26 protein-coding genes and 1 pseudogene are annotated in these 22,440 nt (G+C 43.1%); all 27 read left to right on the top strand.

The window, feature by feature from the left end:
• Positions 1–24: 24 nt before the first annotated feature.
• The 27 genes and pseudogenes from sdaAA (at position 25) to Q8G36_RS05860 (ending at position 22,051) form a co-directional block, all read left to right on the top strand.
• Positions 25–909 carry an L-serine ammonia-lyase, iron-sulfur-dependent, subunit alpha gene (gene sdaAA, locus Q8G36_RS05990; RefSeq protein WP_305159369.1) on the top strand — a complete coding sequence of 295 codons (885 nt, stop codon included), beginning with the start codon at positions 25–27 and terminating at the stop codon, positions 907–909.
• Entirely contained in the window at positions 906–2,957 is a 2,052-nt protein-coding gene (gene recG, locus Q8G36_RS05985; protein ID WP_305159370.1) for an ATP-dependent DNA helicase RecG, read from the top strand. The genes sdaAA and recG overlap by 4 nt, the downstream gene beginning before the upstream one ends.
• Before the next feature lie 118 nt (positions 2,958–3,075).
• On the top strand, positions 3,076–3,633 hold the full coding sequence (fapR, locus tag Q8G36_RS05980) for a transcription factor FapR (protein ID WP_305159372.1): 558 nt from the start codon (positions 3,076–3,078) through the stop codon (positions 3,631–3,633).
• A gap of 24 nt (positions 3,634–3,657) precedes the next feature.
• A complete protein-coding gene (gene plsX / locus Q8G36_RS05975; protein WP_305159373.1) occupies positions 3,658–4,644 on the top strand; it encodes a phosphate acyltransferase PlsX in 987 nt (328 codons plus the stop codon).
• 27 nt (positions 4,645–4,671) lie between these two features.
• Complete coding sequence (fabD, locus tag Q8G36_RS05970) at positions 4,672–5,619, top strand: ACP S-malonyltransferase (protein ID WP_305159374.1); 948 nt, start codon at positions 4,672–4,674, stop codon at positions 5,617–5,619.
• On the top strand, positions 5,616–6,359 hold the full coding sequence (gene fabG, locus Q8G36_RS05965; protein WP_063231889.1) for a 3-oxoacyl-[acyl-carrier-protein] reductase: 744 nt from the start codon (positions 5,616–5,618) through the stop codon (positions 6,357–6,359). Before fabD ends, fabG begins: the two co-directional genes overlap by 4 nt.
• 57 nt (positions 6,360–6,416) lie before the next feature.
• On the top strand, positions 6,417–6,650 hold the full coding sequence (locus Q8G36_RS05960) for an acyl carrier protein (protein ID WP_034313729.1): 234 nt from the start codon (positions 6,417–6,419) through the stop codon (positions 6,648–6,650).
• 263 nt (positions 6,651–6,913) lie between these two features.
• Positions 6,914–7,657, top strand: coding sequence for a ribonuclease III (gene rnc, locus Q8G36_RS05955; protein ID WP_137018983.1), 744 nt, complete (start codon positions 6,914–6,916; stop codon positions 7,655–7,657).
• A 20-nt stretch (positions 7,658–7,677) separates the two neighbouring features.
• Positions 7,678–11,241, top strand: coding sequence for a chromosome segregation protein SMC (gene smc / locus Q8G36_RS05950; protein WP_305159375.1), 3,564 nt, complete (start codon positions 7,678–7,680; stop codon positions 11,239–11,241).
• Between the two features lie 27 nt (positions 11,242–11,268).
• Positions 11,269–12,285: a signal recognition particle-docking protein FtsY gene (gene ftsY, locus Q8G36_RS05945; protein ID WP_305159376.1), complete on the top strand. Its 1,017-nt coding sequence runs from the start codon at positions 11,269–11,271 to the stop codon at positions 12,283–12,285.
• A 252-nt stretch (positions 12,286–12,537) separates the two neighbouring features.
• On the top strand, positions 12,538–12,870 hold the full coding sequence (locus Q8G36_RS05940) for a putative DNA-binding protein (RefSeq protein ID WP_061462382.1): 333 nt from the start codon (positions 12,538–12,540) through the stop codon (positions 12,868–12,870).
• 11 nt (positions 12,871–12,881) lie between these two features.
• Positions 12,882–14,222 carry a signal recognition particle protein gene (gene ffh, locus Q8G36_RS05935; protein WP_305159377.1) on the top strand — a complete coding sequence of 447 codons (1,341 nt, stop codon included), beginning with the start codon at positions 12,882–12,884 and terminating at the stop codon, positions 14,220–14,222.
• Positions 14,223–14,375: 153 nt separating this feature from the next.
• A complete protein-coding gene (rpsP, locus tag Q8G36_RS05930) occupies positions 14,376–14,648 on the top strand; it encodes a 30S ribosomal protein S16 (RefSeq protein ID WP_034313715.1) in 273 nt (90 codons plus the stop codon).
• Positions 14,649–14,661: 13 nt separating this feature from the next.
• Positions 14,662–14,892: a KH domain-containing protein gene (locus tag Q8G36_RS05925; protein ID WP_048684915.1), complete on the top strand. Its 231-nt coding sequence runs from the start codon at positions 14,662–14,664 to the stop codon at positions 14,890–14,892.
• Positions 14,893–15,114: 222 nt separating this feature from the next.
• Positions 15,115–15,501, top strand: a complete 387-nt coding sequence (locus Q8G36_RS05920) for a YlqD family protein (protein WP_034313711.1) — start codon at positions 15,115–15,117, stop codon at positions 15,499–15,501.
• A gap of 10 nt (positions 15,502–15,511) precedes the next feature.
• Positions 15,512–16,030: a ribosome maturation factor RimM gene (gene rimM / locus Q8G36_RS05915; protein WP_305159378.1), complete on the top strand. Its 519-nt coding sequence runs from the start codon at positions 15,512–15,514 to the stop codon at positions 16,028–16,030.
• Positions 16,030–16,764 carry a tRNA (guanosine(37)-N1)-methyltransferase TrmD gene (trmD, locus tag Q8G36_RS05910; protein WP_305159379.1) on the top strand — a complete coding sequence of 245 codons (735 nt, stop codon included), beginning with the start codon at positions 16,030–16,032 and terminating at the stop codon, positions 16,762–16,764. Before rimM ends, trmD begins: the two co-directional genes overlap by 1 nt.
• 130 nt (positions 16,765–16,894) lie before the next feature.
• On the top strand, positions 16,895–17,242 hold the full coding sequence (gene rplS, locus Q8G36_RS05905) for a 50S ribosomal protein L19 (protein WP_034313702.1): 348 nt from the start codon (positions 16,895–16,897) through the stop codon (positions 17,240–17,242).
• A gap of 218 nt (positions 17,243–17,460) precedes the next feature.
• A complete protein-coding gene (lepB, locus tag Q8G36_RS05900) occupies positions 17,461–18,021 on the top strand; it encodes a signal peptidase I (RefSeq protein WP_305159380.1) in 561 nt (186 codons plus the stop codon).
• Positions 18,022–18,038: 17 nt separating this feature from the next.
• Positions 18,039–18,911, top strand: a complete 873-nt coding sequence (gene ylqF, locus Q8G36_RS05895; protein ID WP_305159381.1) for a ribosome biogenesis GTPase YlqF — start codon at positions 18,039–18,041, stop codon at positions 18,909–18,911.
• Positions 18,912–19,066: 155 nt separating this feature from the next.
• Positions 19,067–19,849 (top strand): ribonuclease HII, encoded by a 783-nt coding sequence (locus Q8G36_RS05890; RefSeq protein ID WP_370694019.1) that lies wholly within the window; start codon positions 19,067–19,069, stop codon positions 19,847–19,849.
• A gap of 75 nt (positions 19,850–19,924) precedes the next feature.
• Complete coding sequence (locus tag Q8G36_RS05885) at positions 19,925–20,080, top strand: hypothetical protein (protein WP_305159382.1); 156 nt, start codon at positions 19,925–19,927, stop codon at positions 20,078–20,080.
• A gap of 10 nt (positions 20,081–20,090) precedes the next feature.
• Positions 20,091–20,309 (top strand): hypothetical protein, encoded by a 219-nt coding sequence (locus Q8G36_RS05880; protein ID WP_305159383.1) that lies wholly within the window; start codon positions 20,091–20,093, stop codon positions 20,307–20,309.
• A gap of 414 nt (positions 20,310–20,723) precedes the next feature.
• A complete protein-coding gene (locus Q8G36_RS05875) occupies positions 20,724–20,951 on the top strand; it encodes a hypothetical protein (protein WP_305159384.1) in 228 nt (75 codons plus the stop codon).
• A gap of 2 nt (positions 20,952–20,953) precedes the next feature.
• Entirely contained in the window at positions 20,954–21,163 is a 210-nt protein-coding gene (locus Q8G36_RS05870; protein WP_305159385.1) for a hypothetical protein, read from the top strand.
• Positions 21,164–21,168: 5 nt separating this feature from the next.
• The gene (locus tag Q8G36_RS05865; RefSeq protein WP_305159386.1) at positions 21,169–21,639 is read left to right on the top strand and encodes a hypothetical protein; all 471 of its coding nucleotides are present in this window, start codon (positions 21,169–21,171) and stop codon (positions 21,637–21,639) included.
• A 139-nt stretch (positions 21,640–21,778) separates the two neighbouring features.
• Positions 21,779–22,051 (top strand): annotated as a pseudogene (locus Q8G36_RS05860) (EscU/YscU/HrcU family type III secretion system export apparatus switch protein).
• Positions 22,052–22,440 lie beyond the last annotated feature (389 nt).

Raw genomic sequence — 22,440 nt, 5'->3', positions numbered from 1 at the left:
TCCACTTAGGAAGGAGAAGAAATCATGTTTCGAAATGTAGCGGAATTAGTAGAATTAGCTGAATCAAAGCAGAAAAAAATTTCAGCGCTGATGATAGAGCAGGAAATGGAAGTAACGGGAAAAAGCCGTGAAGAAATCATCCGCCAGATGGGAGTCAACCTGGATGTAATGGAACAGGCAGTTGAAAAAGGACTTCAAGGTGTACGGTCCGTTTCCGGCCTGACGGGAGGGGATGCAGTCCTTCTTCAGAATTACATTGAATCCGGTAATTCCTTATCCGGTGAACTGCTGTTGGATGCGGTAAGCAAAGCCGTTGCAACAAACGAAGTGAATGCAGCCATGGGAACGATTTGTGCGACACCGACTGCCGGATCAGCTGGTGTTGTGCCTGGAACCCTTTTTGCTTTGCAAAATAAGTTAAAACCGAATCGCGAACAGAAAATTGAGTTCCTATTTACAGCAGGGGCGTTTGGTTTTGTAGTAGCGAATAATGCTTCGATCTCTGGAGCCGCAGGGGGCTGTCAGGCGGAGGTCGGTTCCGCTTCGGGTATGGCAGCGGCAGCCATCGTTGAAATGGCAGGAGGGACACCGGCACAAAGTGCAGAAGCGATGGCAATCACATTAAAGAACATGCTTGGTCTTGTGTGTGACCCTGTTGCTGGGCTTGTGGAGGTGCCTTGTGTGAAGCGTAATGCCATGGGTGCAGCCAATGCTATGGTTGCCGCAGATATGGCGTTAGCGGGGATTACAAGCCGCATACCGTGTGATGAAGTGATTGATGCGATGTACAAAATCGGGCAAACGATGCCATCGGCTCTTAGGGAAACTGCACAAGGAGGTTTAGCGGCTACACCGACTGGGCGGGAGTTGGAAGCGAAAATCTTTGGCTTACCGCTGAATAAGAAGTGAACTCGACTTTACGGGAACCCATAACAGCAGTAAAAGGCATTGGGGCCGAAACGGCAGCAACTTTGGGGGAAATGGAGATCCATACCGTCGCGGATCTCCTTGAGCACCTCCCATATCGCTATGAAGATTACCGATTGAGGGATTTAGAAACGGTCGAGCATGATGAGCGGGTTACCATAGAAGGCAAGGTTCATACGGTGCCCACATTAGGGTACTTCGGAAAGAAAAAATCCAGGCTTACGATTAAAGTATTGACTGGGAGATATTTAATAAATGTCATTTTTTTTAACCAGCCATATCTGAAGCCCAAGCTTACGATAGGCGAAACCGTAACGGTAACAGGAAAGTGGGATCGTCATCGCCAAACCATTACAGGCTCGGAATGCCACGTTGGTGATCGTAGCCGGGAGAAAGAGTTCGAACCGGTGTACTCAGTGAAGGGCAGCATTACTGTCAAAGGGCTCCGCCGCTTTATCTCCAATGCATTTTCTGAATATGGGACAATGATAGAAGAAAATCTGCCCCCGCAATTATTGGCGGCATACAAACTGATGCCGCGTAACGATGCACTTCGTACCATGCATTTCCCTCAATCGGCCAATGAGGTGAAAAAGGCTCGACGCCGTTTTGTGTATGAAGAATTTTTATTGTTTCAACTTAAAATGCAGGCACTTCGTAAAGTGCAGCGAGAGCAGTCAAAAGGAATAGGACAGGAGTTTGACATGGAGCAGCTGGAAGCCTTTGTTGGAACTCTCCCTTTTCCTTTGACGAACGCTCAGAATAGGGTAGTCGAGGAAATAATGAATGACATGAAATCTCCCTACAGGATGAATCGTCTACTTCAAGGGGATGTCGGATCTGGAAAAACGGTGGTTGCCGCCATATGCCTGAAGGCGACGATTACAGCAGGTTTCCAAGGTGCACTTATGGTCCCGACGGAAATCTTGGCTGAGCAGCATACACAATCCCTGAAGGCGATGTTGGAACCGAGTGGTGTAAAGGTCGCATTGTTGACAAGTTCGGTAAAAGGCAAAAAGCGCAAGGAACTATTGCAAATGCTGGAATCCGGGGAGCTAGATCTTTTGATAGGAACCCATGCATTGATACAGGATGAAGTGAATTTTAGGAACCTAGGTCTTGTCATAACGGATGAACAACATCGTTTCGGAGTGGAGCAGCGCCGCATCCTTCGTGAAAAAGGTACAAATCCAGATGTGCTTTTCATGACGGCTACACCGATTCCGCGAACGCTCGCAATTACAGTGTTTGGGGAAATGGACGTCTCAACTATCGATGAAATGCCTGCCGGGCGTAAAGCGATAGAAACCTATTGGGCGAAACACCAAATGCTTGATCGGATCTTAACCTTTGTCGAAAAGGAACTAAAGAAAGGGAGACAGGCTTACGTCATCTGTCCATTGATTGAGGAGTCGGAGAAACTCGATTCTTTACAGAATGTTCTTGATGTTCATGCAATGCTGACACAATACTTTGCGAACAGGTACAAAGTGGGTCTTATGCATGGACGGCTGCCCGCGGATGAAAAAGAAGAAGTGATGCAGCAGTTTAGTGCCAATGAAGCACAAATCCTTGTTTCCACGACGGTTGTCGAGGTTGGGGTGAATGTTCCAAATGCAACGGTGATGGTTATTTATGATGCGGAGCGCTTTGGGCTTTCACAGTTGCATCAGCTACGCGGAAGGGTTGGACGGGGGAGTGATCAGTCCTTTTGCATCCTGCTGGCTGATCCGAAAACGGAAGTCGGCAAAGAACGGATGAAAATCATGACCGAGACAAACGATGGTTTTGCCCTTTCTGAAAAAGATTTGGAACTTCGTGGCCCCGGGGACTTCTTCGGTAAAAAACAGAGCGGCCTTCCCGAGTTCAAGGTAGCCGACATGGTCCATGATTACAGGACCCTGGAAGTGGCAAGGACAGATGCTGCAAAATTGATTGCCTCCCAAAGCTTTTGGCATTCCCCGGAGTATGCACCGTTACGGAACTATTTAGAGGGAACGGGAGTATTTACTGGAGAAAAGCTGGACTGAACTGAATAAAAAACCAATAGCAGATTGTGAGATTTTACGCAATATCTTGCAATCTGTTTTTAAAATATATATACTACTATTAGTACCTAGTCATAATACTACGGATGGTGACCTTCAAATGCGAAGAAATAAGAAGGAACGCCAGCAATTATTAATCGAAACGATTAAACAGAATCCTTTTGTAACGGATGAGGAGCTGGCTGAAAAATATTCGGTGAGTGTCCAGACCATTAGGCTTGACCGTCTTGAATTATCGATACCTGAACTGCGTGAACGTATTAAAAACGTGGCCGAGAAAAAATTCAGTGACGAAATCAGGGCATTGCCTTTGGATGAAATCATCGGGGAAGTAATTGATCTTAATTTAGATGATAATGCAATTTCGATTTTGGATATAAATAAAGAACATGTCTTTAAACGGAATGGAATTGCAAGGGGACATCACCTTTTTGCCCAAGCAAATTCATTGGCTGTAGCAGTCATAAATGATGAATTGGCATTAACTGCGAAAGCATCCATTTTATTTACTCGTTCTGTAAAGGAAAATGAAAGAGTGGTAGCTAAAGCGAGGGTTAAAAACGTGGACCACACCAACGATCGTTCCGTGGTGGAGGTTAGAAGCTACGTAGGTAATGAACTGGTTTTTAAAGGTGAGTTCGAAATGTATCGCTCTTAACTTGCTAGTAAAGGATGAAAGAAAATGAAGATAACGATAGATGCAATGGGTGGCGATAATGCTCCCAAGGCACAGGTTTTGGGAGCGATCAAAGCTGTCGAGACTTTTTCCGATGTGGAAATCACCTTGATTGGCAATGAATCCGAGATTAACCAATACTTAGCGAAACATGGCCGAATAAAGGTTATACATACTGATGAAAAAATATTAAGTACCGATGAACCTGTTCGTGCGGTTCGCCGCAAGAAAAGCGCCTCGATGGTATTGGCTGCACAGCAGGTGGCTGATGGAGAAGCCGATGCATGCATTTCTTCAGGAAATACCGGAGCGCTAATGGCTGCAGGCCTGTTTGTGGTAGGTAGGATAGAAGGCATTGAACGTCCGGCATTGGCTCCCACCCTTCCAACAATCGATGGTAAAGGTTTTGTACTACTGGATGTAGGCGCGAACTCCGATGCGAAACCGGAGCATCTCCTTCAATTCGCCATAATGGGGTCTGTTTATGCCCAAAAAGTGCGGGGAATCGAAAAGCCCCGTGTCGGATTACTTAATATTGGCACAGAAGAGAAAAAAGGGAATGAACTGACAAAACATGCCTTTACATTACTGCAGCAATCATCTGAGATATCCTTTATAGGTAATGTAGAGGCAAGGGACCTCCTAAGCGGGCCGGCAGATGTTGTCGTAACGGATGGCTTCACGGGTAATATGGTGTTAAAGACGCTTGAAGGTACTGCTATGGGTGTATTCAAAATGGTGAAAACGGCCTTGATGAGCAATCTCAAGAGTAAATTGGCTGCAGCAATGGTAAAGCCTGAACTAAAAGGCATAAAAAGTAAAATGGATTACTCGGAGTATGGCGGTGCCGGCCTATTCGGTTTGAAGGCCCCTGTCATTAAGGCTCATGGTTCTTCAGATGCGAATGCGGTCTATAATGCAATACGCCAGACCCGCGATATGGTTGGAAATGACGTCATATCGACAATTGCGGAGACGATAGAAAAACAATAATAAATCATAGAGGCAGGGGAGTAACAAATGGGTAAAATTGCTTTTGTCTTTCCAGGACAAGGTTCACAATCAATAGGAATGGGGCATGGCTTATTTCAGGAAAACGAGCGTGCTCAGCGAATTTTTCGAACAGCTGATGAAAAACTTGATTTTCCACTTTCCGAATTGATCTTTAATGGCACACAACAAGAATTAACGGTGACTTATAATGCACAGCCTGCTTTATTGACCACGAGTTATGCTTTTGTCAAGGAGTTGGAAGAAGCGGGGATCAAACCCGATTATACAGCTGGGCACAGTTTAGGTGAATATACGGCATTAGTGGCATCTGGTGCAATTTCTTTTGAGGATGCCGTATATACAGTGCGTAAGCGTGGTGAATTCATGGAAGCTGCGGTACCGAATGGTCAAGGCTCAATGGCTGCGATATTGGGAATGGACCGGGAAGCTCTATCTGAAGTCACTGCTGAAATTACGGCCACAGGGGAATCCGTTCAATTGGCCAATATTAATTGTCCAGGGCAAATCGTCATTTCAGGCACCTCGGAAGGGGTTAAACTTGCAAGTGCAAAAGCCAAGGAAAATGGGGCTAAACGGGCTCTTCCTCTTGATGTGAGTGGACCGTTCCATTCGGAATTGATGAAACCGGCAGCAGAAAAGTTACAGGGTGTCCTCGATGAAGTTAGCTTTAAACAGGCAGAAATTCCTGTTATTTCAAACGTAACGGCTAAGCCCATTACAGCACCTGCTGAAATAAAAGAAAAATTAATCGAACAGCTGTATTCACCGGTCCTATGGGAGGACAGTGTGAAAAGTCTACTTGAATTGGGCGTGGATACGTTCATCGAGGTGGGCCCAGGGAAAGTATTGGGCGGATTGATAAAGAAAATTGATCGTTCCGTTCAAATTCACTCGGTATCCGATATAGATACTCTAACTAAAACAATTGAAACATTGAAGGGGGTACAAGCATGATCCTCGAAGGAAAAAAAGCACTTGTAACGGGAGCATCACGAGGTATAGGCAGGGAAGTTGCATTAGAACTTGCCCGTCAGGGAGCAGACGTTGCCATCAACTATTCCGGCAGTGAAGCTAAAGCAAATGAAGTGGTTGATGAAATCAAGGCATTGGGCCGTAAAGCATTCGCCATCCAATGCGATGTTGCAAATAGTGAATCGGTGACAAGCATGATCAAAGAGGTCGTCGAACAGTTTGGCAGAGTGGATATCCTGGTTAATAATGCAGGCATCACACGTGATAACCTATTGATGCGTATGAAAGAAGATGAATGGGATTCTGTGATCAATACGAATCTTAAAGGGGTGTTCCTATGCACCAAAGCGGTTACAAGGCAAATGATGAAGCAGCGTAGCGGCAGGATCATCAATATGGCATCGATCGTCGGCGTCAGCGGAAATGCAGGGCAGGCTAATTATGTAGCGGCTAAAGCTGGTGTGATCGGCCTGACTAAAACCACGGCAAAGGAACTTGCTTCAAGAGGCATTACGGTCAATGCGATTGCCCCAGGTTTCATCTCAACGGATATGACTGGTGAATTGCCTGAAGACGTCCAAAAAGCCATGCTGGACCAAATTCCGCTTGCACGGTTCGGTGACCCTAAAGATATTGCTGCAGTGGCGTCTTTCCTCGCTTCCGAGGCCAGCAAATATATGACTGGGCAAACTCTTCATGTAGATGGCGGCATGGTCATGTAAGTTTTCTTTGATTTTTTTCGAAATTAATTTATAATGTTTTGAGGGGAGGTGAACACATTGGCAGATGTATTAGAAAGAGTAACTAAAATCGTTGTAGATCGTTTGAACGTAGAAGAATCAGAGGTAAAACTTGAAGCTTCTTTCAAAGAAGATCTTGGTGCCGATTCCCTTGATGTAGTTGAACTAGTCATGGAATTCGAAGACGAGTTTGATATGGAAATTTCGGACGATGACGCTGAAAAAATCGCCACAGTAGGTGATGCTGTGAATTACATACAAAGCACTATGTAATGAATTGTCATTTGACTAAAAGCTCCGTTTTTTAACGGGGCTTTCTCTTATTGGTTAAAGAAGTTTGATGCAGCGGCAGATAAGGGAATGAGCATGTACACGGTAAGCGCCGCCTGTATGGCAGTGGTCTTTTGCCACTAGTTTTCTTTAAGCGGATAATAATGTATGATGGTACATAGGAAAGCTTGACAGGAATTCCTGCCAGGTTTCTTTTTTATATTGGAAAAATATGCTTTTTGAACCGTTGTGGAGGGTTTTGTGTGATGCGTAGGAACGGAAATAATCGTAAACCATCAATCAAGGATAATAAATTTAAACAGTTGCAAGAAAATCTTGGTTTTCATTTTAAAGATGAAAATTTATTGAAACAAGCTTTTACACATTCATCTTATGTGAATGAGCATCGCCGTAAGCCTTATGAAGATAATGAAAGGCTTGAATTCTTGGGGGACGCTGTACTTGAACTGACCATCTCTAAATACTTATATCAAAAATATCCGATGATGAGCGAAGGTGAACTTACCAAACTAAGGGCAGCCATTGTGTGTGAGCCTTCACTTGTTGCTTTTGCAAATAGCCTTTCTTACGGGGAATATGTATTACTCGGAAAAGGGGAAGAAATGACAGGCGGAAGAGAACGCCCTGCCATGCTTGCGGATGTATTCGAAGCCTATATTGGTGCTTTGTACCTTGATCAAGGATTAGAGCCAGTTGTGCAGTTTTTGACGAATGTCGTGTTTCCGAAGATAGACGAGGGTGCTTTTTCTCATGTGATGGATTATAAGAGCCAGCTTCAGGAGCTTATCCAGCGGGATGCTATCGGTGTCCTGCAATATAAGATCTTGCAGGAAAAAGGACCGGCTCATAATCGGGAGTTTGTTTCGACCGTCTCCCTGAATGGGGAAGAGCTGGGCTCTGGAATAGGAAAGTCCAAAAAAGAAGCGGAGCAGCATGCTGCCGAGCATGCATTGATCGTTTTAAAAGAAAAAAATCAACAAGATAGTTGAACAGTAGAGGGGGAAAGGTCATGTTCCTCAAACGTTTGGACGTTGTAGGATTTAAATCTTTCGCAGAGAAAATTTCGATTGATTTTGTACCTGGTGTCACGGCAGTGGTTGGACCAAACGGAAGCGGTAAAAGTAATGTGACCGATGCAGTCCGATGGGTACTTGGAGAGCAGTCTGCGAAATCGCTGCGCGGAGCAAAAATGGAAGATATCATCTTTTCGGGAAGTGACACGAGGAAAGCGTTGAATTTTGCGGAAGTATCATTGACCCTTGATAACGAGACCAATTCCCTGCCGATTGACTTTCATGAAGTCAGTGTGACAAGACGAGTATATCGATCGGGAGAAAGTGAATTTTTCATTAATAATCAAGGTTGCCGTCTGAAAGACATCATAGACCTTTTCATGGATTCTGGTCTTGGGCGAGAAGCATTTTCCATCATCAGCCAAGGGAAAGTGGAAGAAATCCTAAGCAGTAAGGCTGAAGAAAGACGAGTGATCTTTGAAGAGGCAGCCGGTGTCCTGAAGTATAAAACAAGAAAACGAAAAGCGGAATCGAAGCTGACGGAAACACAGGATAATTTAAATCGTGTCCATGATATCCTCCATGAATTGGAAGGACAGGTGGAGCCGTTAAAAATTCAGTCTTCCCTTGCCAAGGAATTTTTGGCTAAGAAAGAAGAGCTTGAGCAAATTGAAGTGGCTTTAACCGTTTTTGAAATAGAAGAGCTTTATGAAAAGTGGGAAAAACTGTCACATGAACTTGAAAAACATAATGAAATGGAACAGCAAATGGCTGGACAGCTTCATGACAGGGAAGCGCATCTCAAAAAGCTAAGGGATAGTCTTGCGACGCTTGAGTCATCGATCAATGGACTTCAGGAAATTCTCCTGAATGCCAGCGAAGAACTTGAAAAGCTTGAAGGACGTAAAGAAGTTTTGAAAGAACGGAAAAAAAATGCTGCCCAAAACAAGTCACAGCTAGAAAAAGCGATTGTGGAAGGTGAGGCTGCTGTCGAGCGTTTGTCTTTGCAAAAGGAAAGAGAAACGGAAATCCTGAATGCACTGAACCTGGAAGTGAAAGGGATTCAAGAAACATTACATGAAAAACAAAAAAGCCTAGGCCTATTCAATAGTGATATCGAAGCGATGATCGAAGCGAAAAAGAGTGACTATATCGAGTGGTTGAACAAGCAGGCATCGGCTAAAAACGAAAAACAATACCTGCTCCAGCAGCTAACACAGCAGGAACATAAAAATGCTAAACTTGATTTGGAAAATGAAAAGTTCTTAACCGAAAGAATGGGTATCACTGCTAAAAAAATGGAATATTCTCAGCTGATGGACAATGTGACCAAGCAGCTTGAAGAGCATGTCACTTATTTCCGAAATCAGCAGAATAAATTGAATGCGGCAAAAGATACGTATCAAAAACAAGAAACCACCCTTTACAAGGCCTATCAATTCCTTCAACAGGCAAAATCACGTAAGGAACTGCTTGAAGAAATGGAAGATGATTATGCAGGCTTTTTTCAGGGTGTAAAAGAGGTTTTGAAAGCGAAAGAAACCCTTCGAGGCATTGAAGGGGCAGTTGCGGAATTGATAAAGGTTCCAAAGGAATATGAAACGGCCATCGAAACGGCTCTGGGCGGAGCGATGCAGCATGTTGTCGTGGAACGCGAAGAGCATGCACGGGAAGCCATTTCCTTCTTGAAGAAAAATAGGTATGGGCGTGCGACGTTCTTGCCTTTATCAGTCATAAAGGCAAGAGAGGTATCATCTAGCCAATTATCGGTGCTGAAGAGTCATTCAGCTTTTGTAGGGACGGGTTCCTCATTGATACAATATGATGATAGGCATGCAGCGATTGCTGAAAACCTATTAGGAACCGTGATGATCACCACAGATTTAAAAGGTGCAAATGACCTGGCGAAAATGATGCAGCACCGTTTCCGCTTCGTAACACTTGAAGGGGATATCGTCAATCCGGGTGGTTCAATGACTGGTGGAGCCTTAAAGCAAAAAACGACCTCCCTGCTTTCAAGGAAAACGGAATTGGAAGAGCTCAATCACAAACTTGCTGCCATGGAAGCTAAAACGAATCAGCTAGAAAAGCAAGTCAAACAGCTCAAAGTGGATGTGGGCGTTCAAGAGCAAACGCTTGAACAAACCAGAAAAACAGGAGAGAGACTCCGGTTACAAGAACAAACTCTTAAGGGCGAAATCCGTGAAGTTGAGCTGCAGGAAAGAAATGTGAATGAGCGGCTGCATCTTTATGATTTGGATAAAAATTCATATTTAGAAGAACAACAGCAAAAAACAGCAAGACTTGAAGAGCTGGAAGAACTTTTGGAATCATGTAAAAAGGAAATTGAAGGGCTGGACAGGTTGATTTCCGAAATGACCGAACAAAAGCAATCTCAACAATCCTCAAAAGAGAGCCTTGCTGAAGAAACGAATGAACTGAGGGTAATGCTGGCCTCTAAGCGTGGGCAGCTGCAAAACCAAAAAGAGAAGATGGAACGCATTGAATCGGATCTTTCAAAGGAAACAAGCAGGCTTGCCGAAAACAAAGAAGATTTAGGACTTCTGACCAATGAAATGACAGACAGTTCAAGCGGGGAAGAGTCCCTGGAAGATATGGCTCAGCAGAAATTGCTCGATAAAAATGGAGCCATTGAAGGAATCACCATAAAAAAACGGGAAAAAAACGAGCTTCTAACGCAAGTTGAAACGCTAGAACTGTCCTTGAAAGAAGAAAATCGACTTTATAGAGGCATTGTCGAAGTGATAAAGGATGAAGAAGTGAAATTAACTCGTCTGGATGTCGAACTGGAAAATCGCCTAGACCACTTGAGAGAAGAATATACCCTTTCCTTTGAAGGTGCTAAAGAACAGTATCCATTGATGTTGCCTGCAGAAGAAGCTCAAAAAAGGGTGAAGCTAATCAAGCTTGCAATCGAGGAATTGGGGACGGTGAATCTAGGTGCAATTGATGAATACGCACGTGTAGCTGAACGCTATGAATTCCTTCTTAGTCAAAAGGAAGACCTGCAACAGGCGAAAGATACATTATTCCAAGTCATCGATGAAATGGATGATGAAATGAAGCGGCGCTTTGCGGATACCTTCTATTCGATCCGTGAAGAATTCGAACAAGTCTTCAAAGCTTTATTTGGCGGAGGCAGAGCGGAGCTGAAACTGACAAATCCGGATGATTTACTAAATACAGGGGTAGATATCATTGCACAGCCTCCTGGGAAAAAACTGCAAAATTTGAGCCTCTTATCCGGGGGAGAACGCGCATTGACAGCCATAGCCCTTTTATTCTCCATTCTAAAAGTGCGTCCGGTGCCTTTCTGTATCCTTGATGAAGTCGAGGCAGCGCTTGATGAGGCGAATGTCGTCCGGTTCAGTCAATTTTTAAGGAAGTTCAGCAGGGAAACGCAGTTCATCGTGATTACTCACCGCAAAGGCACGATGGAAGAGGCAGATGTCCTATATGGGATTACGATGCAGGAGTCAGGCGTCTCCAAACTTGTTTCCGTCCGGATGGAAGAATCAGAAAACTTTATTGAAGTTTAAAATTCATGAATTAGAGGAAGTGGGACAATGAGTTTTTTCAAAAAGCTAAAAGAGAAATTTACGACCCAGGAAGAAAAAGAAAAATCAGTTGAAGCAGAAGTATCCATAGGGGAAAAATTCAAGCAAGGGTTGACAAAGACGAGGAATTCCTTTACTGGAAGGGTTAATGAACTTGTTGCCCGTTATCGGAAAGTGGATGAGGACTTTTTTGAAGAACTTGAAGAAATCCTGATACAGGCTGATGTAGGCTTTGATACTGTGATGGAACTGATTGATCAATTAAAAATGGAAGTCAAGCTTCGCAATATCTCTGATACGAGGGAAGTGCAGTCCGTTATTTCCGAAAAGCTTGTTGAAATCTACCAAGGTGATGATGAAGCGACTTCAAGCCTGAATTTACAAGAAGAAGGTTTGACGGTCATTTTGTTTGTAGGGGTTAATGGGGTAGGTAAAACGACGACCATCGGTAAACTTGCCCATAAATTCAAAACGGAAGGTAAATCTGTCGTATTGGCTGCCGGAGATACCTTCCGTGCCGGTGCGATCGAACAGCTTGAGGTTTGGGGAGAGCGTGTCGGTGTCAGTGTAATCAAACAGGGTGAAGGCTCTGATCCTGCAGCGGTCATGTTCGACGCCATTCAGGCCGCCAAGGCACGAAAAGCGGATATCCTGATCTGTGACACTGCCGGCCGCTTACAGAATAAAGTGAATTTAATGAAGGAATTGGAAAAGGTGAAACGTGTAATTGAACGTGAAGTACCAGGTGCACCACACGAGGTGTTGCTTGCCCTTGATGCAACAACTGGACAAAATGCCCTTATTCAGGCCAAGACATTCAAGGAAGCGACCAATGTTTCCGGTATTGTTTTAACAAAGCTTGATGGCACCGCAAAAGGTGGAATTGTTTTGGCGATTCGCAATGAATTGGCCATTCCCGTTAAATTTGTCGGGCTAGGTGAAAAAATGGACGATCTACAGGAATTCGATGCCGAGAAATATGTTTATGGCCTTTTTGCTGATATCATCGATAAAGAAGAGGTTTAAGAAAAATTGAAGCCGGAAGAGATTATTCTCTTCTGGTTTTTTGTCCTTGCGTTAATGACCCATTCTTAATACAGGATTCACAGTGGCTATTTGGAGGAACAATTGCAGAAAGGTCTAAAAAAAAGCGAGAAAAAGAAAAAAATGATGCTTTGCAAACAAGTGGTAAGGAGTTTGACTTGACATCAAATAAACAAGGCTTTACAATATAAACTTGTAAAGGGTTTTCACTTAACAGCAGGGAGGCTTGCTAAGATGCTTGAAAAGACAACGCGGATTAATTATTTGTATGACTTTTACCAATCGTTGTTAACAGAGAAGCAGCAGAGCTACATGTCCCTCTACTATCTGGATGATTACTCTCTTGGCGAGATTGCCGATGAATACGAAGTCAGTAGGCAGGCAGTCTATGATAATATAAAAAGAACAGAAGCGATGCTTGAGGAATACGAAGCAAAGCTATTGTTATTTCAAAAATTTCAAGAGCGTAACCAGTGGATTGCGAATATGAAGGGACTCATAGAAAAGGATTCCTTTTCAAAAGAGAAGCTGCTAGACGCAATCACAACGCTTGAGAAGTTGGATTAGGAGGCGGCAATATGGCATTTGAAGGATTGGCCGACCGACTGCAGAGCACGATGCAAAAGATCCGGGGAAAAGGGAAGGTCAACGAAGCGGACGTTAAAGAAATGATGCGTGAAGTTCGATTGGCCCTGCTTGAAGCGGATGTTAACTTTAAAGTCGTGAAGGATTTTGTAAAACGTGTCAGTGAACGTTCGGTAGGTCAGGAAGTGCTGAAAAGCTTAACCCCCGGTCAACAGGTAATTAAAGTAGTTAAGGAAGAATTGACAGAGCTGATGGGCGGCGAACAGAGCAAGATTGCCGTTGCCTCGAAACCACCGACTGTCATTATGATGGTAGGGCTTCAGGGTGCTGGTAAAACGACGACCACCGGAAAGCTTGCCAATCTTCTTAGAAAAAAATACAACCGCAAGCCATTGCTCGTTGCGGCTGATATTTACCGTCCGGCGGCGATTAAGCAGCTTGAAACACTTGGCAAACAATTAAGCATGCCTGTTTTCTCCCTTGGGGACCAGGTCAGTCCTGTTGAAATTGCCAAACAGGCAATTGAAAAAGCTAAGGAAGAACATCATGATTATGTGTTGATTGATACCGCAGGCCGCCTTCATGTTGATGAAAACTTGATGGGCGAACTGAAGGATATCAAAGAGTTGGCAAAACCTGATGAAATCTTCCTGGTTGTCGATGCGATGACAGGTCAGGATGCGGTCAATGTAGCCCAAAGCTTCAATGAACAGCTAGGCCTGACAGGAGTCGTATTAACGAAACTTGATGGGGATACACGTGGTGGTGCGGCACTTTCAATTCGTTCAGTCACCGATACGCCGATTAAATTCGTCGGTATGGGAGAAAAATTGGATGCACTTGAAGCGTTCCATCCAGAACGGATGGCGTCAAGGATTCTCGGCATGGGTGATGTATTGACCCTTATCGAAAAAGCACAGGCCAATGTAGATGAGGAAAAAGCGAAAGAATTAGAGAAAAAGATGCGTACAGCCACTTTTACCTTTGATGATTTCCTTGAGCAGCTTGGTCAGGTGCGGAATATGGGACCGCTTGATGATATTCTGAAAATGATTCCCGGTGCGAATAAAATGAAAGGGATGGACAACCTTCAGATCGATGAGAAACAGATCGGTCATGTTGAAGCTATCATCCGTTCAATGACAACGCATGAAAAGGAACATCCAGAAACCATGAATGCATCCCGCAAGAAACGGATTGCCAAAGGAAGCGGCAGATCGATTCAAGAAGTGAACCGTCTACTGAAGCAATTCGAAGAAATGAAAAAGATGATGAAACAGGTTACGAACATGCAAAAAGGAAAGAAAAAGGGATTCAAATTCCCGTTCATGTAAGGTTTATTTTAGGTCAAAACTGAGGCGAAATACGGGTCGAAGCCATGTATTTCAACACTTTTTTTACCTGTTAAGAAAAAAACCTTTACAAACATACAAGACATTTGATATTATACTATCTTGTGTGAAACTATTCGGAGGTGCTTATTTAAAATGGCAGTAAAAATTCGCTTAAAACGTATGGGAGCTAAAAAATCTCCTTTCTATCGTATTGTAGTTGCAGATTCTCGTTCACCACGTGACGGACGTTACATTGAAGTGGTAGGAACTTATAACCCGGTGACTCAACCAGCTAAAGTTGAAATCAACGAAGAGCTTGCTCTTAAATGGTTACAAGATGGAGCTAAACCATCTGATACAGTTCGTAACTTATTCTCTACACAAGGCATCATGGAAAAATTCCATGTTGCAAAAAACAGCAAGTAATCGACGGTAGTTGATGAAAGCTCTGATTGAAACGATTGTTTCAGCACTTGTGGATTATCCGGAAGAGGTCATCGTGACCTCCAAGGAAGAATCCGACCGGATTGTTTATATCCTCTCCGTTCATAAAGAGGACATGGGCAAGGTGATCGGTAAACAAGGGCGTGTTGCTAAGGCGATTCGGACTGTGGTATATGCAGCAGGATCTTCACAGCAGAAGAAAATCTATTTGGAGATTTCCGAATAAGGAGGGTTTAATAGCCCTCCTTTTTTTGTACTTCAAGAAAGTGAAATTCCGACTTGGATCCTAATTGAATAGACCTGGACTTTAAACTTTACGCCTTTTTAAGACGCATCTTTTACCGATTTACGTTATACTTAAGAGAATGACCCCCATTTCAAAAAGATTACCCCATCATACATATTTTTTGAAGGAAATAAGAAATCATAGATAATAGGAGGTGCTGGAATGAAAATTCTCCAAAATGTAATCGTTAACCAAGTATTAACGGAATCCAGCAAGAATCAGCTCCTCGAGAAATACAAGTCAAAACGCCTTCAGCTTCAAAAAGAGAGTGAACAGCTTCGCTTTGAACTGAAAAAACTTGAAAAAACAAGAACTCTCCAACCTGCTAGTCTCCGTGCTCATTTCGAAAAAGAAATAAACCAGAGGCAAGAAAAAATTAAACTGCTTGAATTTCAAATGGAGCAGTTGGAGATCCTACCCGCAGGTAGTGAATTGAAGGAACGGGAAGTTCAAAGTATCATTGATGTGGAAATTGGGGCAGATTGGGACGAAATTATGGCAACGAAGACCATTGTCATTAAAGATGGAATCGTCTCGGAAATTCGTTAGAGGTGAAAGAATGGAAAAATGGTTTAATGTAGGTAAAATTGTCAACACACATGGTCTTTTAGGAGAAGTCCGTGTTATTTCTTCAACAGACTTTCCGGAAAAACGATATAAAGTGGGAAATACTCTGTATTTGTTTAGGGACACGGAGAAAAAACCTTTGCCGCTTATCATCAGGTCGCATCGCACCCATAAAAACTTTAACCTATTGACGTTCGAGAACTATTATAACGTCGGACAGGTCGAGGCTTTTAGAAATGGGGTCCTGAAAGTCAAGGAAGCACAGCTTGATGAATTGGACGAAGGTGAGTTCTACTTCCATGAAATCATCGGCTGTTCGGTATTTACGGATGAAGGCATGGAAGTTGGGGAAATCATTGAGGTTCTTACGCCTGGTGCCAATGATGTTTGGGTCATTAAGAAAGCTGGCAGTAAGGACATCCTGATTCCGTATATTGAACAAATTGTAAAAGAAGTGGATATTTCCGCTAAAAAGGTCATCATTACACCGATGGAAGGACTTTTAGACTGATGAAAATCGATGTGCTTTCGCTTTTTCCAGAAATGTTCGAAGGGGTATTTGGTTCGTCAATTTTAAAAAAGGCTGCGGAAAAGCAGGCTGTCAGCTATAAGGTGACCAATTTTCGAGATTATGCAGATAATAAGCATTCGACGGTAGACGATTATCCGTATGGCGGCGGTGCCGGAATGGTATTGAAGGCACAACCGATCTTTGATGCTGTGGAAGCTCTTAAAGGGCAAGGTGGGCTAACCCCAAGGGTAGTCCTGCTTTGTCCCCAGGGAGAGCGTTACACGCAGAAAAAAGCCGAAGAGTTTGCTGAAGAGGAACATCTCATTTTCATTTGCGGGCATTATGAAGGGTATGATGAGCGCATCCGGGAGCATGTCGTAACTGATGAAATATCCATTGGTGACTTTGTGCTTACAGGCGGGGAATTGGGCGCAATGGTCATTATTGACAGCGTTGTTCGCTTGCTGCCTGGCGTTCTGGGAAATGTTGACTCCCCGATTCTTGATTCCTTTTCTTCTGGTTTGTTAGAGCATCCCCATTATACTAGACCTGCAGATTTCCGGGGGATGAAAGTTCCCGATCCGCTAATATCCGGGAATCATAAAAAAATCGATGAATGGCGGATAAAGGAATCTCTGCGCAGAACTTGGAATCGACGTCCGGATTTGCTCGATAGTTATGAACTATCGGAAGTTGAAAAAAAATTATTGTCCGAGATTAAAAAAGAAGACTGATGTCTATTGCATCGACGTTTATAATATGATAGGATATACCTTGTGACTTGGGCAAAATGCTCAGTCTTATAACGATGTTCCGCTGCAAACAATAAGTATTTGCAAGAGCGTCCAGGAGGAGTTGAAATCGATGCAAAATCTTATTAACGAAATCACAAAAGAACAACTTCGCTCAGATCTTCCATCATTCAGACCTGGTGACACAGTACGTGTACACGTAAAGGTTATTGAAGGAACTCGCGAACGTATCCAGTTGTTTGAAGGCGTTGTAATCAAACGTCGTGGCGGCGGAGTTAGTGAAACTTTCACAGTACGTAAGATCTCTTACGGCGTTGGAGTAGAACGTGCTTTCCCTGTTCACACACCAAAAATTGCGAAACTAGAAGTTATCCGTCACGGTAAAGTACGTCGTGCGAAACTTTATTACCTACGCGAACTTCGTGGTAAAAAAGCACGTATTAAAGAAATTCGTCGTTAATTCTTCGAATATCTTCATGCGGGTTTACCATGATCCACATAAGGTGAATAACCAAACAGTATCATGCAAAAAAAGGGAGCTTGTTTATCAAGCTCCCTTTTTGCACTTTAAGAAACGGTGAATACACATACGGTGAAAACTATATAGAATCCTGCTCGCTATAGCGTCGGCAACATGTTAAAATAATTGTTGATATGCTTCAAAAAGGGTGGGTAAGGATGGCGAAAAAGAAAAATGAATTGTGGGAATGGACAAAGGCGGTCATAATCGCGGTTATAGCGGCGACGCTGATTCGTTATTTCCTCCTGGCTCCTATTGTTGTGGACGGCAATTCCATGATGCCGACATTAAAGGATACGGACCGCATGATCGTTAATAAAATCTCCTATTCGATTGGCGAACCGAAAAGATTCGACATTATCGTTTTCGAAGCTCCAGAAGGAAAAGATTACATAAAGCGGGTCATCGGATTGCCAGGGGAAAAAGTGGAATATAGAGATGATACTCTTTACGTGAATGGAAAAGCTTATGATGAGCCATACTTGGATGAATATAAAGAACAATTGATTGATGGCGGGGCTTTGACGGAACCTTTTACATTAAGTGATGTCATAGAACGAGGAACGGTGCCTGAAGACCACCTATTTGTCCTAGGGGATAATCGCCGTTTTAGTAAGGATAGCCGCCATATTGGCGTAGGTGTCGTTCCTTACGAGAAAGTGTTAGGAAAAACTAAATTAGTTTATTGGCCGATTGAAGACTTTCGATTGGCGGAATAGTAGGAAGGTGGATTCCATTGACAATACAGTGGTTCCCTGGCCATATGGCCAAAGCAAGACGGGAAGTAACAGAGAAATTAAAACTGATCGACATCATCTTTGAACTTGTGGATGCCCGGATTCCGGCATCTTCACGAAATCCGATGATCGATGAAATCATTCAGCATAAACCGAGGGTTATCCTTTTGAATAAAGCTGATATGGCCGATCCGGTAAAAACGAATATGTGGCTTGAACATTATAAATCGCAGGGGAAAACGGCGATTGCCATTAACTCACAGGCAGGAAACGGTTTAAACCAGATTACAGCTGCTTCCAAAAAACTTTTAAAAGAGAAGTATGAGCGGATGGAATCAAGAGGAATAAAGCCGAGAGCGATCCGTGCCATGATAGTCGGCATTCCGAACGTGGGGAAATCGACTTTAATCAATCGACTTGCCAAAAAGAACATTGCCAAAACAGGGAATACACCTGGCGTCACGAAAGCGCAGCAATGGATAAAAGTTGGTAAGGAATTGGAATTGCTCGACACGCCGGGGATTCTCTGGCCTAAATTCGAGGATCAAGAAGTAGGTTTGAAGCTTGCATTGACAGGTGCGATCAAGGATACGATTCTAAACTTGCACGAAGTCTCATTATACGGCCTTCGCTTTTTGGAAAAAGAATATCCGGATAGATTGAAATCCCGTTATAACCTGGATGTAATTCCGCAGGAAACGCTCGAATTGTTCGATGCGGTCGGAAAGTTCAGGGGCTGTTTAGCATCTGGGGGCTTCATCGATTATGACAAAACCGCAGAGTTGGTCGTACGTGAAATCCGTTCAGAAAAGATGGGCCCGCTTACGTTTGAGGTCCCTTTGGATTATGAAGAGGATGATATCCCGGAATAAGATTAACATTGATCTGATTGTTGTAATACGGAGCTGGAGTTGGATGTCGAAAAGGCTTTTTCTTTTTGATGTCTCTTTTCCGCTCCGTATTTTTGTCTGAACAGTAGAAAGAAAGAAAGACTGCCGATAATTAATATGATGGGTGATAAAAGATGATAACTGCAATGAGCATTAAGGAAATCTCCTCAAAGTTAAAGACAATAAAAGAGCCCGAAGATATATTTTTACAAGAATGCCGGGAGGACGGACGAAAGGGAGTAACCGACTTAGTAAACAAATGGCAAAGAACTTATGAAAAAGAACAACAGGTAAGGGATGCTTTCACGGAAATGACAGAGTTTGAAAGGCAATTGCGAAAACAGGGGTTTTCCATTCTGGCTGGTATCGATGAAGTGGGAAGAGGACCGCTGGCAGGACCAGTTGTGACGAGTGCAGTCATCTTGCCTGAATCTTTTTATTTGCCAGGGCTTAATGATTCTAAAAAGATTCCAGAGTCAAAGAGGGAACTGTTTTATGAGATGATTTTTAAGGAAGCAATATCCATAGGTGTAGGTGTTGTACATAGCGAAATAATTGATGAAATCAATATATATCAAGCTACGAAAAAGGCGATGGTGGCCGCAGTGAACGATCTGTCAGAACTTCCTGATCATCTGTTGATCGATGCGATGGAACTGGATGTGCCGATTCCGCAGCTTTCGCTCATAAAGGGGGACGCAAGAAGCATTAGCATCTCTGCAGCCTCCATTATAGCGAAAGTGACTCGTGATAGGATGATGAAGGAATACGGTGAAAAATATCCGGAATATGGTTTTGAAAAGCACATGGGTTACGGGACAAGCCAACATTTAGAAGCGCTCGACACGCACGGGCTTACACCTTGGCATAGAAGAAGTTTTGCACCAGTTAAGGAAATCGCTGCACGAACGAAGGATTAAGGGGGGATGAGTGGGGCAATCCATAACAAGCGGTCACCCCGTATCTTCACCCATTGAGATAAAAGGACTGCGAGTTTGAAAAACGGGCAAATCCTTTTCGGGAAGGTGAATAAGGTTTTTCCTAACCAAACGGCCGAGGTGCAGATTAGCCATCAAAAAATGATTGCCACTCTCGATATCCCGCTTCGGACAGGAGAAAAGTATTGGTTTCAAGTGCCAGCACCCAATTGAGGGGAAGGTCGTGTTAAAAGTTTTAGATTCCCCCGATTTGAACGCATCCGGCTTAAAGGGAACAGTTGCACAATTGATCGCCCATCTCGGCATAATACCCGAACCGGCCGCAACGAAGCTTGCCGAATATCTCCTGATAAATCGCCTCCCGATAACCAAGGAAACTTTTCAGTCCGCTTTGCAATGGTTAAAAACTGCTGATGCTGCAGAAGTTGGTCTGCCTGAATAAAAACAATGTTGATTTAGCAACTGCCTTTTGTAAAAGATGTATTTGATGCATTATTTACACAGTCCAAAGGTGAACCTTTCCACAAACTCCTCAGTGGCCTCAAGCAGCAGCTGCAGGATGGTGGGGCAGTAACGAGGACTGCCGCCAAGCTAATGGAGGTATTGGACTCTTTACATGTTGCTAAACAGAACCAGCTTCAACAAATCGGTTTGCAAAACCTAGTGACCACTTGGTTGAATTCCGATTCAACGCCAGAAATGAAAATCTGGTGCATTCTCCCTGCTTCAAAAGACAGGTTTCGTTCCGAAGGGAAATACGGAATCTGTCTTTCTGGAAAATTTAATTGATGGAGCTGTGGCTAGGTCAGGTATTCCTGAGAATTCAGCGATTGATAAATGACAGCAAGGATTGCAGTTGCTTTCCGAGGCAAAAAGAGGAGCATTTGCAAAAGTTGAAGAGAACGAAATTGCTATTAATCGCATATTGAATAGTCATGATCATGAGGAGGAAAAACTGCCAATTGATATCCACTCGATGCAGAGAAAAAACATTTCTGCAGAAAAACTTCCCCCTCTTGCCTTTCATTTACTCCAGAATGCTTTTACCGAAGCGATAGCCAAAAAGGCAGTAGGCGAAAAATAGAAATGAATGACCTTATAGGCTACTTGAATAAGGACAAAGAGCAAGTAGCTGAGTCGAAGGGTAAGGCGTCTGAATTACTGTTTCAGTCGCTTAATAAGCTTCCTGAGGCCCAATACGCTAGGATTAATGAGAAGCTGGTCCTTTCACATGTATTGGAAGCTGAGTTCAAAAAATCGATTTCACCAATGGACCTTCTGTTGCACACCAACTGAAAGAAATGACCAAAATCCTCGGTCTTCAGCTGGAATATGCACTCATTAATCTTTCTGGAGATGATATGGCGGATTTCCCGAAGGATTTAGAGACACTTAAACCGCTGCTGCTTAAATTGCTGAATGAGCAAATTCCGGCATCTATCAAGGAGATGGCAGAACAAGTCCTGAATCGGATAACTGCGCAACAGATCCTTTCACAGGAAAACGGGCCGATTCAGAATTTACTCCTTACACTTCCAATCAATCTGGGTTCTACTCAAACGGATCTAACGTTACAATGGAGCGGAAGGAAAACAAAAGATGGCAAAATAGACCCGGATTACTGCCGAGTCCTTTTTTATTTAGAACTGGAACGCCTTAAAGAGACGGTCATCGACATGCAGGGGTCAAAACCGGATCATAAAAGTGACGTTCATCAATGGGCATGGTTGCGATCCTTGAAGAGGCAGCCGGTCAATATCTTGACATCCTGAGAGAGAATCTGGGAAAAATCGATTACAGATTATCTGGGGTTTCATTTGTAAATCCCGTGAATGAAAAAGAGCGGGACCTAAGGGTGAAACCGATTCCTTTTTCAGAAGCCGGTTCATATAGTGGAGTGGATATTCGAATATGAAAAATGATAAACGAAAAGAAGCCATTGCCTTAAAGTATGATCAAAAGACATCCAAAGCGCCCGTCATATTGGCGAAGGGGAAAGGGAAAACGGCTGAAAATATTCTGGAAAAGGCCATGAAACTTGATATACCGGTCCAAAGGGACGAATCGCTTGCTGCACTTTTAGGATAATTGGATATAAATCAAACGATTCCGGAAGAATTGTATGGGGCTGTTGCAGAGGTATTTGCATTCATTTATAAAGTTGACAAGGACATCAATCGGTAGGAGCCTAATTGTCCATGTAATTTCACCAAATGGATTTCTGTTGGTTTATGTAGAATATTAGGGAAATCACTGACAAATTTTCATTATATTAAAAAAATACTAAACTGTTTGCAAAAGGACAAGGCCGTGGCTTTGTCCTTTTGCTTTTACTTTGAATCAAGACATGGATAACCGTAATTTTTTATTAAAAGAACTCTGAGTTAAAATGGTGAAAAGGCTTTCACAGGAGAGTTTTTAATAGATTATAACTGTAATTACTTTTATTGTTAATAGAATTTCATAACTAAAATAAATGATTTAATAAGAAAAAAAACACAACGGCGAAGAAGTTTTTTTCCATTTTTCATAAGGGTATAGAAGTATATTATAATAATATTTCAAAAATTATG

Source organism: Peribacillus frigoritolerans, from assembly GCF_030676415.1.
GTDB classification, from domain to species: Bacteria; Bacillota; Bacilli; order Bacillales; family DSM-1321; genus Peribacillus; species Peribacillus frigoritolerans_A.
Note: the sequence above shows the minus strand (reverse complement) of the source record. Positions and strands in the feature narration are given on the sequence as shown.

What these genes read in the sequence shown, in the direction of transcription:
- sdaAA (WP_305159369.1), top strand. Translation starts at nt 25, where the DNA reads ATGTTTCGAAATGTAGCGGAATTAGTAGAATTAGCTGAATCAAAGCAG.
- fapR (WP_305159372.1), top strand. Translation starts at nt 3,076, where the DNA reads ATGCGAAGAAATAAGAAGGAACGCCAGCAATTATTAATCGAAACGATT.
- plsX (WP_305159373.1), top strand. Translation starts at nt 3,658, where the DNA reads ATGAAGATAACGATAGATGCAATGGGTGGCGATAATGCTCCCAAGGCA.
- fabD (WP_305159374.1), top strand. Translation starts at nt 4,672, where the DNA reads ATGGGTAAAATTGCTTTTGTCTTTCCAGGACAAGGTTCACAATCAATA.
- fabG (WP_063231889.1), top strand. Translation starts at nt 5,616, where the DNA reads ATGATCCTCGAAGGAAAAAAAGCACTTGTAACGGGAGCATCACGAGGT.
- rnc (WP_137018983.1), top strand. Translation starts at nt 6,914, where the DNA reads ATGCGTAGGAACGGAAATAATCGTAAACCATCAATCAAGGATAATAAA.
- smc (WP_305159375.1), top strand. Translation starts at nt 7,678, where the DNA reads ATGTTCCTCAAACGTTTGGACGTTGTAGGATTTAAATCTTTCGCAGAG.
- ftsY (WP_305159376.1), top strand. Translation starts at nt 11,269, where the DNA reads ATGAGTTTTTTCAAAAAGCTAAAAGAGAAATTTACGACCCAGGAAGAA.
- Q8G36_RS05940 (WP_061462382.1), top strand. Translation starts at nt 12,538, where the DNA reads ATGCTTGAAAAGACAACGCGGATTAATTATTTGTATGACTTTTACCAA.
- ffh (WP_305159377.1), top strand. Translation starts at nt 12,882, where the DNA reads ATGGCATTTGAAGGATTGGCCGACCGACTGCAGAGCACGATGCAAAAG.
- rpsP (WP_034313715.1), top strand. Translation starts at nt 14,376, where the DNA reads ATGGCAGTAAAAATTCGCTTAAAACGTATGGGAGCTAAAAAATCTCCT.
- Q8G36_RS05925 (WP_048684915.1), top strand. Translation starts at nt 14,662, where the DNA reads ATGAAAGCTCTGATTGAAACGATTGTTTCAGCACTTGTGGATTATCCG.
- Q8G36_RS05920 (WP_034313711.1), top strand. Translation starts at nt 15,115, where the DNA reads ATGAAAATTCTCCAAAATGTAATCGTTAACCAAGTATTAACGGAATCC.
- rimM (WP_305159378.1), top strand. Translation starts at nt 15,512, where the DNA reads ATGGAAAAATGGTTTAATGTAGGTAAAATTGTCAACACACATGGTCTT.
- trmD (WP_305159379.1), top strand. Translation starts at nt 16,030, where the DNA reads ATGAAAATCGATGTGCTTTCGCTTTTTCCAGAAATGTTCGAAGGGGTA.
- rplS (WP_034313702.1), top strand. Translation starts at nt 16,895, where the DNA reads ATGCAAAATCTTATTAACGAAATCACAAAAGAACAACTTCGCTCAGAT.
- lepB (WP_305159380.1), top strand. Translation starts at nt 17,461, where the DNA reads ATGGCGAAAAAGAAAAATGAATTGTGGGAATGGACAAAGGCGGTCATA.
- Q8G36_RS05870 (WP_305159385.1), top strand. Translation starts at nt 20,954, where the DNA reads ATGAATGACCTTATAGGCTACTTGAATAAGGACAAAGAGCAAGTAGCT.
- Q8G36_RS05865 (WP_305159386.1), top strand. Translation starts at nt 21,169, where the DNA reads ATGACCAAAATCCTCGGTCTTCAGCTGGAATATGCACTCATTAATCTT.